This is a genomic window from Aureispira anguillae (genome assembly GCF_026000115.1).
Classification (GTDB): domain Bacteria; phylum Bacteroidota; class Bacteroidia; order Chitinophagales; family Saprospiraceae; genus Aureispira; species Aureispira anguillae.
Window position 1 is genome coordinate 2,941,156 of record NZ_AP026867.1, and the last position, 13,740, is coordinate 2,954,895.

Below are 13,740 nucleotides of genomic sequence, written 5' to 3' on the forward strand. Positions count from 1 at the left end.
TAAAACCAACTCTTATATCTTATAATAGAATCGGTTATTTAACCTTATACCTCTGTTGTCTTCGAGCTTCCAATATCTCATCTAATTTGACTCGTTCCTCACAAAATATATCCGTAATCAAAACACCTTTATCTGCTGCCCCCTCGATAGATTCAATATAAAACTCTAATGTTGTATGACTGTTAGTCGCATTAAAATGCGCTTTCTGATAAATAAAACTGCCTTCTTCTTTATTATTTTTAATCGTTTTTTGGTAGATCACTTGATTGTCAGCGACCACAATCAATTTCTTATCCCCAGCATTCGGACGATGCGAATAAGCAAAAGTTAAGGTATAATTGGTTTGAGTCGTTTTAATGGTTTGCTCAAGGCTTGATTGTTGATCTAATTCTACAAAGCTAGTCTCAATATAGTTATCGGGCAAACCATACAAATCGCCATAGTTACTGTGCTCAATTGCTTGTTTTTCTATTGTTACTCTAGAAGAAGCAATCAACGGCTGCCATTCGTTGGTGCCCAGCTTAAAGTTGCCATTTTGTATTAAGTTCTGCGCAAAAACAGTAGTACTATTCAATAAAATAAGTAAAAAAATTGTTTTCATAATTTGTAAAAAATTAATAAAAATTTAGATCTAAAACGATGAGATAGCTCAAAGCACGAAATGAAGGTTAGCTTTGCTTGAAGTCCTTATTAAGAAGAGCTGTCAGAAAGACCGACAGCCCTTCTTCATGGATTTGTTATTACTTGCGATTGATGGTTACAGTAGTTGTTTTCTCTGCCCCTGTTTCATCCGTAATTTGAAACTTATAGGTACCATCTTCCAATGTTTTTACATTTAATGCGTTGTAATTGTTACCCGACTCTAATTTTAGTACACGGTTAGCTGCCAATTCGTAACCTTCCTCATCAAACATCTTTAAAGCAATCTCTTTCTGTTGCTCTGTTTTTAATGAAAAAACAAAAACATCATCGTTTACTTCATCTTCTGCGATAAGTTCTACTTCTAAAATTTTGGCTACTTTCTCTGCTGCCATTAAAGAAGTATAAATTGTACTGATAATTTCTTGATCATCGCCATCGTCCATCATTAGGACAACTGCCACCATTTTGTCTTCTTGTTGGGGTGTATCGAGTGAAAATCCAGTATTAATAAATAATAAGAATGTGAATAAAAAAGTTAAAGTTTTCATCGTATATTAAATTATAAATGAATAAAAATAGTTGTTGTTATTAAGTTTTTTTTAAGCTATTGAATCGCCACTTTTTGGATGAAACCAATTCTGCCATTACTGTATTGAATGAGATAGGTTTCAATGATATAGTTGGAATAATCGATTACGCTTTCTTTGTATTTTTATTTTGCACACAACAATAGATATGTTCATATATTCATATCTAGATGTAAAAAAATGCTACCTTATAACTTCAGCTTTATGGGTCTCTACTACTGGATTTAAAACTTCAACCATCAGAACATTATCGGCAAGCGATATTTCTTTGGCTAGTTCTACAGGTTCATCTACCTTAGTTCCTACTTCTAACAACACTCGTTCGCTAAACTCATCCATTTTTATCGTTTCAACGACCTTCAGTTCATAAATCTCCGTAAACGTTCCCAACACACTATTTTTATTATTCATTGTTTTTAATATATCACCTTCATAATAGATAATAAACTGTAAAGTCTCTTGTTCTCCTGGAGGTGGCGAAAAACTATTTGAGGCAAATCCTTGTGTTACAAAAAATGTTGTGAACAATAATGCGATTAAAAGTGTTTTAAGTTTCGTGTACATTGCGTAGATATTATCTAATTTTTCAAAAAAAATACATTTATAAATACTTAATAGCGAAAATCATAGGGTCTAAACTATACCAAACCAAGTGGTATTAAAGCCTTAGTCCAAAACCGACCCAAAACAGAAGGCGCTATTTATCAACAAGATACAAATTGAATATATTTTAATACATTTCAATAATGAAACTCATATATCCATTGTTGACATATTTCAAAAAATCTATTTTTTGGTTAATCCTAAAAGATTGCCTTGCCTGCCTTATACTATTGATAATCAACTTTTTTTGCTACACATTCCTATTTTCTTTCCAACTGCTTCAAAGATTAATTAAAACAACCTTCGTTTCAAAACGCCATGCTATTAGATTAATCCTTTATTCTAAACATTTTTGTTTTGGAATTAAATTCTAAATCTTCTACAAAAAAAAAGCTTTCTACTCTTATCAAGTAGAAAGCTTTTTATGATTTATTTCAAGTTGGATAAATCCTATAAACCTTGATCTTTTCGAATTTTATTTAATGCAGAACCAGCATTTACCCATTCAATTTGAGCAGCATTATACGTATGCGCTACTTCGAAAGAATCCTCTGTACCATCTGCATGATGTAGTACTACTGTTAAGTTTTTACCCTCTTCAAAAGTATCAAAACCTAAAATATCTACTTTATCATCTTGACGAACCAAGTCATAATCAGCAGGATTAACAAAAGTTAACGCCAACATACCTTGTTTTTTCAAGTTTGTTTGGTGAATACGAGCGAATGATTTTACGATTACCGCTTTTACTCCCAAGAAACGAGGCTCCATAGCAGCATGCTCACGAGAAGAACCTTCCCCTAAGTTATCTTCACCAAAAACAACCGTACCAATTCCTGCTTGTTGATACTTGATCGCAGAATCAGGAACAGGCATATAAGCAGGCTCATTACTAGCTGCATAATTAGCTACGTTATTCGTTTCTTCATTAAAGAAGTTTACAGCACCAATGTAGCAGTTTTGCGAAATATTCTCTAAGTGTCCACGGTACGTCAACCAAGGACCAGCCATAGAAATATGATCTGTTGTACATTTCCCTTTCGCCTTAATCAACAGACGCATGCCTGTTAATTCTTCTTGGTTCATTGGCTTAAATGGAGTCAACAGCTGTAAACGCTTAGATTCTGGATTAACAACCACATTAATTCCTGAACCATCTTCGGCAGGAGCAACATAACCAGCATCCTCTACATCAAATCCTTTCACAGGTAATTCATCCCCTGTAGGAGGATCTAATTTTACTTCTTCACCATTTTCATTAATCAAAGTATCTGTCAATGGATTAAATTTCATATCTCCAGCAATTGTCATAGCCGTCACCAATTCAGGAGAAGCTACAAAAGCTTGCGTATTAGGATTACCATCTGCACGTTTAGCGAAGTTACGATTAAACGAGTGGATGATTGCATTTTTCTCTTGTTTTTCAGCACCAACACGTGCCCACATACCAATACAAGGGCCACAAGCATTTGCCAACACCATTCCGCCAATTTTCTCAAAATTGTCCAACAAACCATCACGTTCTGCGGTAAAACGTACTAACTCAGAACCTGGAGTAACTGTAAATTCGGCTTTTGCTTTTAAATTCTTTTCAGCAGCTTGCTTAGCAATAGAAGCTGCACGTGTCAAATCTTCGTAAGAAGAGTTGGTACAAGAACCAATCAAACCAACAGACAATTTAGAAGGAAAATCATTGGCATCTACTGCTTTAGCAAATTCAGAAATCGGCCAAGCACGATCTGGCGTAAATGGACCATTCAAATGAGGCTCTAAAGTAGTCAAGTCAATTTCAATTACTTGATCAAAATAATCACTAGGATTTTCGTATACCTCAGCATCTCCAGTCAAATGTTCTTTAACTCCTTCTGCCAAAGCAGCAACATCTGCACGATCCGTTGCCTCCAAGTAGCGTTTCATAGAGTCATCGTAACCAAAAGTAGAAGTAGTTGCTCCAATCTCTGCTCCCATGTTACAAATAGTACCTTTACCAGTACAAGACATGCTAACAGCTCCTTCGCCAAAATATTCTACGATAAATCCAGTACCACCTTTAGCCCCTACAATCCCAGCTACTTTTAGGATTACATCTTTAGGAGAAGTCCAGCCATTTAGTTTACCAGTTAGTTTTACACCAATCAATTTAGGCATTTTAAGTTCCCAAGGAAGTCCAGCCATAACATCTACAGCATCCGCACCTCCAATACCAATAGCCACCATACCCAAACCACCAGCATTCACAGTATGTGAGTCTGTTCCAATCATCATTCCACCAGGAAAAGCATAGTTTTCTAGTACAATTTGGTGAATGATACCAGCACCTGGTTTCCAAAAACCAACACCATATTTGTCAGAAACAGAACTTAAAAAGTCATAAACTTCTGCGTTTTTATCATTAGCTGTTTCCAAGTCACTTTCAGCACCAACCTTTGCCTGAATCAAATGATCGCAATGAACAGTAGATGGTACAGCAACTTTGTCTTTGCCCGCCATCATAAATTGTAACAAAGCCATTTGTGCAGTAGCATCTTGCATGGCTACACGGTCAGGAGAAAAGAATACATAATCCTCACCACGTTTGAAATCTTGAATTGGAGAATCTTGATTTAAATGAGCATACAAGATTTTTTCTGCTAAAGTAAGTGGTTTTCCAAGAGTTTCGCGTGCAGCCTGAATTTTTGAAGGCAAAGAAGCATAGTGCTTCTTAATCATATCAATGTCAAATGCCATAGTGCTATAAAATGATTTTATATAATTAACTAATCTAATTATTGGTTTCCTATAATTAATAACCTTTTAGGAAGGCTATGGTTGCGAAAATACATTTTTTTTGTGAAAAAATGTATTGGGCTTATTATTTAGACTAATTCTATAGAAGGATCACTACTGATCCCTCCCTCAAAAGATTTTCTTCCAACAATTGCCCTAATCAAAAATAAGCGACTTCATCGCTATTATATTCACAAAAAAAATGTTCTATTCTTAGCCCATTTTAATCCTTATAGAATAACATTACAATGCTTCAGAGTTTTCTATCATTGTTATAAATTGGGTTGCAAAATTGTAAACATCTCCTGGCCACCTTGCCGACAAGTAATTTCGATCTTTTACAACAAAACCACATTTTAGATTTTGTGCTGTATCTCTCTGAATAGGGCGAGGTCCTTTCAAAAAATGCTCTTTTGTTGCCAAGACCCTTAGCACTTCATCTTCTGTTGTTGTTTCGGGATACGTTAAATAATAATCCCCCATCCAAAGTCTGGTTAAATTAAATGCCAATAACTCTTGTAGTTTTAACAAAGCTGTTGTCTTATAATTAAAAAGAACAGATTTTTGGGTTGCTGGATCGATGCTTCTAGCAATTAAAATAACCCCATGACAAATGCCTGCAACGGGCTTCTCTGCTCTAAAAAAATCAACAATAAGCTGTTGTAATAGCTTTGATTCTAGATATTCTTTTACCTTCTTGTCGTGTCCTCCTGGCAACAGAATGGCATCAAAATCCGCTGCATTCAGCTCACTATATTTTAATGGATGGCAAAAGGAATTCTGTTTTTCCATTTCAGTATATGCTTCTCTAGCATCTTTTCTAGCCCATAACAACGATTTAAAAATGCCCAAATGCTTACCTGTTAACATAATTTGATCTGCTGTCCCCTTCTCTCCTGTAGGCGTACTAAAAACAAGGTCGTAATTTTTTTTGTGCATCAATTTCCAAGGAATCGCAATTTCGGTAGGATCAACCCCATAAGTTGGCAAAGGAATCAAGACTCTTTTTCTCATGTTTTTAGTTTTTATTGGGACATTAGGGGAAATTTATTTCGAAAAGTAGTGCTTCCCCCTCCTATTCTACCAGTGTATCATAAATAACAGCATCGACAGGAGTATCATGAGGCTCAACAGGTATTGTTTTTAGCAGTTGAAAAGGGTAAGCCACTGCTGCCTTATAAGCAGTAATTTGCTGCGCTAAGAAGTTATCGTAATATCCACCACCATATCCCAAACGATTCTTATTTTCGTCGAAAGCCAAACCAGGAACAATAATTAGATCAAATTTGCCTTCATAGGTCTTAGCTGCTATAGGATGTTTTGTCCCCCAAAGACCAGATTCTATGGCATCCAAATTGGTTAGTTCCAGATGTTCTAGCTTTCTATTTTTTAGTGTTTTGGGCGTATATACCCTTATCTTGGTCTCTAACAATCGTTGGAGCAAAGGATAAATATTAACCTCTTCACCCATGGGTAAATAAGCATGTACTGTAGCACATTTTTTAGCCATAATGAGTTGCTCCAAGCTCAAACAAATTTTTTGATCGTAGCGCTCTTTGTCCTTACTATTTAATAGGGCTCGCTGCTTCAATAATTGTTTTCTTAAGTCTTTTTTTTCTTTCATTTTGGCTCTTTGACAAGTTGTGTACTACAAATATAGGCTAAGGCTAAATTATTCTATTTGGGAATATTAGCACCTAGGGTACCTTGTTCTTAGATTCCTAAAATCTAATACCCAAACGGCATAATTAAGACCGCTAATTAAAATTTCCACATGCTTTACTGCGTGAGCCTAAGGGGTATTAAAGAATGTCATTTTTTAATAGGACTCAAGCCCAACTCTTTTGCCTTTTCAAGCATAAAATTAAAGGCTTCCTGATAGTCGTTCTTAATCTCACCATCTAGGATAGCTTCTCGAATGCTATTTTTGATTTGCCCAACCTCACGACAAGGTTGTAGCCCAAACGTTTCCATAATAATTTCTCCAGAAATAGGCGGCTGCCAGTTGCGCAAACGATCTTTTTCTTCTAAGGCTGCAATTTGAGCCGTTAGTACTTTTAGATTTTTGGCATATTTATCCAACTTCCATTGAAACTTAGACGTAGAATCTGCTCCACAAAACAACAACAAATCATCAATATCGTCCCCAGCCTCAAACATCAAACGACGCAAGGCAGAATCGGTAATCTCCTCTTTGGTCAAAACAACAGGGCGTTGGTGCAAGCCTACTAGTTTTTGGACGTATTTCATCTCATTGCCCATTGGCAATTTCATTCTTCTAAAAAACTTGGGTACAAAACGAGCCCCCAAAGCTTCATGACCATGAAACGTCCATCCCTGTCCATTGATAAACCGCTTGGTTAATGGCTTTGCAATATCGTGCAGTACAGCCACCCAGCGCAGCCAAATATTATCACTCACCTTAGCCACATTGTCCAAAACCTGCAAGGTGTGGTAAAAATTATCTTTATGCCCTTGACCATTTTTATATTCCACGCCATACATAGCATCCAAGGCAGGAAAAATCAACTTCAACAAACCTGTATCAAACAACAACTTATAGCCAATAGATGGTTTTGAAGCAGCCATTATCTTTTGCAATTCGGTCGTAATACGCTCTTGTGAGATAATCCGAATTCTCTCCTTTTGATCAGAGATTGCTTGTATGGTGCTTTTGTCAATTGAAAAATTAAGTTGAGTTGCAAAACGAATGGCTCGCATCATCCGAAGGGGATCATCCGAAAACGTAATATTGGGGTCCAATGGCGTTTTGATTAGTTTTTCGTCCAGATGAACAAGCCCACCAAAGGGGTCTACCAAACTACCATAGTTCTCCGCATTCAAACTAATTGCCATGGCATTAATGGTAAAATCACGCCTATTTTGATCGTCTTCTAGCGTTCCATCTTCTACGGTTGGTTTGCGAGAATCTTTGCGATAAGATTCCTTTCTAGCACCAACAAACTCCAGTTCCAGATCTTTAAAATTCAACATAGCTGTCCCAAAACGCTTGTAAACGACAACTTTGGGTTTGGGCTTTAATTTGGAAGCTAAACGCTTTGCCAATTCAATACCACTCCCCACACAAACAATATCCATATCTTTAGACAAACGATTCAGTAATCGATCTCTGACATAGCCGCCAATTACATAAGCAGGATAGCCCAACTCTTGGGCGGACTCACTCAATAATTTAAATATCTCTTGCTCTTTTTCTTTTATCTCGATTTGCATATTAATAAGCTATAGCGTTTATCTAAAGTAGCCATTTGGTCTATTTTAAAATGGTACTTATTCCCTTTCGTTGGTTTAAATTTTGCGCAAAGTTATAAGAATTGTTCTTCGCCTCCTCATTCCTTTGACTAAATTTTATGAAAAAAACACATTTTTATTATTCAAAAGGAGTAATGATTGGGTTACTTTCTAATAAAAATTAAATCCTTCCCATCTACTACCTTAACAATAACGGAAGGCAAGGCATCCGATTGTTCGTATTGCTTGTGTTGTGCTATTCCGTCCACTCCCTTTTTGATGGTAGCATCTACCTCTGAAAAACTCTGAGGATAAGGCTGCCCACTAATATTAGCAGAAGTAGAAACAATTGGTTTGCCAAAAGCATGAATCAAAGCCTTGCAAAAGGGATCTAAAGTCACACGAATGGCAATGGAGCCATCTTCTGCCAACAAAGACGATGGCAAATTTTTCGGTTTATTATAAATAATGGTCAATGGACGAGTATGAAAAGCGATTAAGTTATTCGCTTTAGGAGGGATATAATCTACATAGTCAGCCAATAATTCAAGGCTATCAACTAAGAGAATATAATTTTTTCCTGCTGCTCTTTTTTTCAGTGCATCGACCTTTTGTATAGCAGCTTCATTGGTAGCATCACAACCAATTCCCCAAATGGTTTCTGTCGGATACAAAATGAGATTCCCAGCTTCTAATTCTTTAACTAAAGTTGATATGTCCTTGGTAAAATTCATCGCTTATATGATAATACTTAAGTTTTTTTATTTTTGTTTTTTGACAACCTATTGGCTCATGTAGTAAACGGTTTGAAGTAGAAAAAAGTAGTTGAAAGTGTACCCTACCCTTTATTAGCATTTACCACATGGCTTGTTAAAGAAGGCTATTTTCCTCAAACATTACTCCAAAAAACAGCTTCTTATTCGCTTAGTAATTGATGCTGCAAAATACTGATTAAAGTAGTTAACTACAACTTTAAGCAAGAACTAATTTATTTTCTATATATTTAAGGCATTAATAGCATCCATTAAGATGCGTTTTTATATTTTTTATCAATAACAACATGGCTTCTTCCAAAAAAAACAAGAAAAATAAAAAATCGGCTCGCCCTATTGAACAAGCTGCCCCTTCTCCTAGTCAAGAAACCAAACAACAGAAAAATACCAAAAGCGATTTGAACAAGCTATTACCTGCTGCTATTTTTCTGCTATTGATAACAATATTTGTCTATAAAGGAGCCTTAGATAATGACTTTGTCGATTGGGATGATTTTACTTATGTCATTGAGAACAATTTAGTTCGTTCGGACAGCGATATTATGGCCTTTACCAATCTACAAGGAAAACCACAAAGTGTTGGCACTACTGTTGCCCCCTATAATACAGATTTAGGAGATGTTTTTCATCGAGCTGTTTCGCTGAATTATCATCCTCTAACCATACTCACAATGCGTTGGAATAACAATGCCTGCCCAAGCTGTTCGCAAGGAATTTCAGCACGACCATTTATTTTGTGGAACATCATTCTGCATCTTCTAAATACTCTCTTAGTCTTGTTGTTAATTTATCGGTTGAGCAGCAAAAATCTACTAGCAAGTATTTTTGTCGCCACTATTTTTGCCTTACACCCTATGCATGTAGAGTCTGTGGCTTGGGTATCGGAGCGAAAAGACGTTTTATATACCTTTTTCTTTTTGTTGGGCTTGCTTAGTTATTGGAACTATCTAAAAACAAGACTTCCTATATGGTTAGTGCATACCTTTGTCCTCTTTATTCTGTCTTGTTTGTCCAAAGCCATGGCTGTAGTCTTTCCATTGGTAATGCTTTTGTTGTACTTTTGGGATCAACAAAAAAAGAACGGAGTTGAGGCCTTTACACAGACACTTAAACCCGCTTCTTGGATACATAGCATTCCATTTTTTGTGGCTTCCCTATTTTTTGGTTTGATGGCGGCTAGTGTTCAAAGTGGTGGTGATTTTGGTGGTTTGCTAGAAAAAGGAACCAGCGCAGTGGCCATCAATTCTTTTGATACCTTTAGTCTATTGCAACGCTTTCAATTTGCTTGCTATGGATTCATACAATATATCATCAAATTTTTCTTACCAACAGATCTATGTACGTTCTATCCTTACCCCGATCAACAAAGTTACGACGATAGTTTGTTTTTTAAAGTCGCTCCATTTATTGTCTTTTTGTTTTTAGCAGGTGCCGTATGGAGTCTCAAATTTACCAAAAGTATTTTTCTAGGGCTCGGCTTCTATTTCATAACGATTGTTTTGGTCTTGCAATTTGTTTCTGTTGGGGCGGTTATTATGGCAGATCGTTATACCTATCTTCCCTATATTGGAATTGCCTTGATGTTAGCTTTATTGGTCGATGAATTTGTCCCCAAAAATGGGCAAAATGCGACTTATATAGGACTAATTGCTTTTGCTCTGTTGCTCTGCACCCAAACTATTCCTCAGATAGAAACTTGGCAGGATAGTGAAACGCTTTGGACAAGGGTGATTGATTTGCACAAAGTAGGCGACAATGTTCTACAACAAAATATGGAGCAACCACTCAGTATTCGAGGCAATTATTATGGCAAACGCTCCGAAAAAGCAAAAACACCTCAAGAACAACAAACCTATATCAACAAAGCGTTTGATGATTTTGTCCTTGCTGCCAAATTGGGCTCTAGACGCCCTGATGTTTACGAAGGAATGGGCAATACTTATGGAATGCGGGGCAATACCAAACAAGAACAGGCTAAGGCTTTAAAAAAACAAAATAAGCATCAAGAAGCAGAACAATTGATGCGTTTAGCCCTAAAAGATTTTGACGATGCCATTAACAATTACACCAAAGCTTTAGAAATAAAACCAACCAAAGGAAGTACTTACTTTAATCGTGGGGTGACGTATAGCTTGCTCAGAAAACATAACAATGCCATTGATGATTATACCAAAGTATTGCAATATGCTCCCGAACAGGCTATGATGGCGCACTTAAATAGAGGGATTTCTTATGTTGAAATTCAACGTCGCCAAGAGGCAATTGCAGACTTTCAACAAGTCTTAAAATACAATCCCAATGAAGCACTGGCCAAACGCTATTTAAAAATGTTATTGGGGAAGTAGGGGACTAAAATTGCCAAACACCCCACAGACCATCAAACCCCTTAATCAAATTCTTTTTCAGAAAAAATAGAATAGTCATTGAATAAAAGAATATTTTTCCTATCTTTTTCTTTTGTTTTTGCAAAAAATTACTTTTCCAAAAACAAAACCCAATCCCATATTAATAATCCTAATAAAAAATAGAAAAATATATGACTACAATGGACCGTGTTTGGCTCGATAGCTACCCCAAAGAAATACCTCATGATGTAAATATTGACCAGTATTCTTCCCTAATTAACTTTATTACAGATAATCTTAAGAAGTACAAAGATAAACCTGCTTATACCTGTTTAATTGGAAGCAATCAAAAAACACTGACCTATGGCGATGTAGATCGCATGTCAAAAGCAATGGCTGGTTATTTACAATCGCTGGGATTAAAAAAAGGAGATCGTGTAGCCATCATGTTGCCCAATATAGTACAATACCCTGTTGCCTTATTTGGTGTAATGAGAGCAGGATTAATTGCTGTCAATACCAATCCCCTTTATACTTGCCGAGAAATCAAGCATCAGTTCAACGATTCGGGGGTTAAGGCTGTTATTATTGCCGAAAACTTTGCACACGAACTGGAAAAAGTAGTCAAAGAAACAGGGGTTGAGCATATTGTTACCGCATCCATTGGCGGTATGTTTGGTGGGTTAAAAGGTTTTATTATCAATACCGTACTCAAATTTAAGGGAATGGTCAAAAAATTTAACCTCCCTGGAGCGGTTAAGTTTCCTGCTGCACTCAAAGCAGGAACAGGAAAACCCGTTACTCCGCATCAATCTGAAAAAGAGGACATGGTTTGTATTCAATACACAGGAGGAACAACTGGTGTGGCCAAAGGTGCCGTATTGACCAACAAAAACTTATTGTCCAACATGGAACAAATGAGTGCTTGGATGGCAAATGCTAATATAAAAGTTGGTCAGGAGGTTATGTTAACCCCATTGCCCATGTACCATATTTTTTCGTTTACAGTCAATTGCTTGTGTATGTCCAATTTTGGAGCCTTAAATGTATTGGTTCCCAATCCTAGAGACATTCCTGGTTTGGTAGATGTCATTAGCAAAACCAAACCAAGTTTGATGACGGGGGTCAATACCTTATACAATGCCTTATTAAACAATGCCGATTTTAGAGCCTTAGATTTCTCTCAACTTAAATTTGCCATTGGTGGTGCCATGGCCATACAAGGTCCTGTTGCCAAACGTTGGAAGGAAGTAACCGCTAATGAATTGGTAGAAGGTTATGGTATGACAGAAACCTCACCTGTTGTTAGTGCCAATCCTTTTGGGAGTGTGCAAATTGGTACAATTGGGCTTCCCTTCCCTTCTACTTATATGCGTATCATGGATGAAGATGGCAAGGTGCAAGGTCCAGGAGAAGGACGAGGCGAGATTCAAATCAAAGGTCCTCAAGTCATGAAAGGCTATTATAATCGCCCAGAGGCAACAGCCAACAGTTTTACAGAAGATGGCTGGCTAAAAACAGGAGATGTTGGGGTGATGTTAGAAGGTGGCTTTTTTAAGATTGTCGATCGGATAAAAGATATGATTTTGGTTTCAGGATTTAATGTTTATCCCAATGAAATTGAAGATGTTTTGGCTTCTCATCCCAAGGTTTTAGAAGTTGCTGCCATTGGTGTCCCTGATCCAAAATCAACAGAAGCAGTAAAAGTCTTTATTGTAAAAAAAGATGCTTCTTTGACCGAACAAGAAGTTCGAGAGTTCTGTGTTGAAAACTTCACTGGATACAAAAAACCTAAACATGTTGAGTTTAGGGATGAATTGCCTAAAACCAATGTAGGTAAGATATTGCGTCGTGCCTTGCGAGATGAAATCAAAAAAGCTTAAGTTGTAAGTCGTAAGTTGTACACTATTCATTTTCAGCCATAAGGCGTACAACTTACGACTTCTATTATTTTACAATCGTCATACTTCATTTTTCACAATCAGATGGACTCATTTTTTGCGCTTTAGTTCGTACAACAAAGGTCCTAATTCAGCCTGTTCAGAACAGTATAAATCATTTGTAGGGCATTTTAATTGATAAATGTACAATGTATTATCATTAAATTGAAAGCCATATTTTTGGTAATTTTCTCTTTGGTTTAACCACAACTGATCTAGTTTTTGATTGGTATTATAATGATTAATTACGGGATTGTAGTTTTTTATCCCAAGCTCCTCCATTCCTCTAATTTTTCCATTAGCGCTAAACTCCACTCGTTTCCCATCCCAATAATAAACTCCCACAAATAAGATTTCTTGCACCAACTGAACTTCTTTAGTCGTAGAGGAAGATGGAACAAAATAGCGCACGAAAATATCCTTCCCTAATTGCATTTTTTTTCTAGACAACAACCTAGTTTGTAATTGTAATTCTGTATCAAAAACATGGCTAAAAAATAAACTTACGCTGTCTCTTCCAAGCATCCAATAGTCCCCTTCCCGAAAAGACAAAATTACCTGAGTAGGATTATTCATTAAGGTATCTTTTCGAATGGTAAGGGTATGAATTTTTACAGCTTGGTACGCCCGTTGGGGAGATTTTGTAATTTTTAAACTGTCTAAATAAGTTTTGTTGACCCAATTGCCCTCCATTTTTTGAGCCGTTTTGAGTAATAATATCTGCCTATTGCAAGCCATAGCCATACAACAATAGCCCATTACAACAACAGCATATATTATTTTTTTCATAGTTTATGTTAATACTCTGTGGATTACTAAGCTGCTTGTTTAT

The 13,740-nt window shown here is 36.5% G+C and carries 11 protein-coding genes; 2 read left to right on the plus strand and 9 right to left on the minus strand.

Going from position 1 to position 13,740, the window contains the following annotated elements; genetic code table 11:
- Positions 1–34 precede the first annotated feature (34 nt).
- The 8 genes from AsAng_RS11425 to AsAng_RS11460 all read right to left on the minus strand — a co-directional run bounded on the left by AsAng_RS11425 (position 35) and on the right by AsAng_RS11460 (position 8,584).
- On the minus strand, positions 35–601 hold the full coding sequence (locus AsAng_RS11425) for a DUF642 domain-containing protein (RefSeq protein ID WP_264792916.1): 567 nt from the start codon (positions 599–601) through the stop codon (positions 35–37).
- A gap of 139 nt (positions 602–740) precedes the next feature.
- The gene (locus tag AsAng_RS11430) at positions 741–1,190 is read right to left on the minus strand and encodes a T9SS C-terminal target domain-containing protein (RefSeq protein ID WP_264792917.1); all 450 of its coding nucleotides are present in this window, start codon (positions 1,188–1,190) and stop codon (positions 741–743) included.
- Between the two features lie 222 nt (positions 1,191–1,412).
- Positions 1,413–1,793, minus strand: coding sequence for a hypothetical protein (locus tag AsAng_RS11435; RefSeq protein ID WP_264792918.1), 381 nt, complete (start codon positions 1,791–1,793; stop codon positions 1,413–1,415).
- 489 nt (positions 1,794–2,282) lie between these two features.
- Entirely contained in the window at positions 2,283–4,559 is a 2,277-nt protein-coding gene (locus tag AsAng_RS11440) for an aconitate hydratase (protein WP_264792919.1), read from the minus strand.
- A gap of 282 nt (positions 4,560–4,841) precedes the next feature.
- Positions 4,842–5,612 carry a type 1 glutamine amidotransferase domain-containing protein gene (locus tag AsAng_RS11445; RefSeq protein WP_264792920.1) on the minus strand — a complete coding sequence of 257 codons (771 nt, stop codon included), beginning with the start codon at positions 5,610–5,612 and terminating at the stop codon, positions 4,842–4,844.
- Between the two features lie 61 nt (positions 5,613–5,673).
- Complete coding sequence (locus AsAng_RS11450; protein ID WP_264792921.1) at positions 5,674–6,222, minus strand: 5-formyltetrahydrofolate cyclo-ligase; 549 nt, start codon at positions 6,220–6,222, stop codon at positions 5,674–5,676.
- A 188-nt stretch (positions 6,223–6,410) separates the two neighbouring features.
- Positions 6,411–7,832 carry a CCA tRNA nucleotidyltransferase gene (locus AsAng_RS11455; protein ID WP_264792922.1) on the minus strand — a complete coding sequence of 474 codons (1,422 nt, stop codon included), beginning with the start codon at positions 7,830–7,832 and terminating at the stop codon, positions 6,411–6,413.
- Between the two features lie 182 nt (positions 7,833–8,014).
- A complete protein-coding gene (locus AsAng_RS11460; RefSeq protein ID WP_264792923.1) occupies positions 8,015–8,584 on the minus strand; it encodes an L-threonylcarbamoyladenylate synthase in 570 nt (189 codons plus the stop codon).
- Between the two features lie 326 nt (positions 8,585–8,910).
- On the opposite strand from AsAng_RS11460, the gene AsAng_RS11465 reads away from it, so the two are divergent.
- The gene (locus AsAng_RS11465; protein ID WP_264792924.1) at positions 8,911–10,968 is read left to right on the plus strand and encodes a tetratricopeptide repeat protein; all 2,058 of its coding nucleotides are present in this window, start codon (positions 8,911–8,913) and stop codon (positions 10,966–10,968) included.
- A gap of 191 nt (positions 10,969–11,159) precedes the next feature.
- Positions 11,160–12,851: an AMP-binding protein gene (locus AsAng_RS11470; protein ID WP_319993642.1), complete on the plus strand. Its 1,692-nt coding sequence runs from the start codon at positions 11,160–11,162 to the stop codon at positions 12,849–12,851.
- 108 nt (positions 12,852–12,959) lie between these two features.
- Here the strand turns inward: AsAng_RS11470 and AsAng_RS11475 are convergent, their stop codons facing one another.
- Positions 12,960–13,697: a hypothetical protein gene (locus tag AsAng_RS11475; RefSeq protein WP_264792925.1), complete on the minus strand. Its 738-nt coding sequence runs from the start codon at positions 13,695–13,697 to the stop codon at positions 12,960–12,962.
- Between the last annotated feature and the right edge of the window lie 43 nt (positions 13,698–13,740).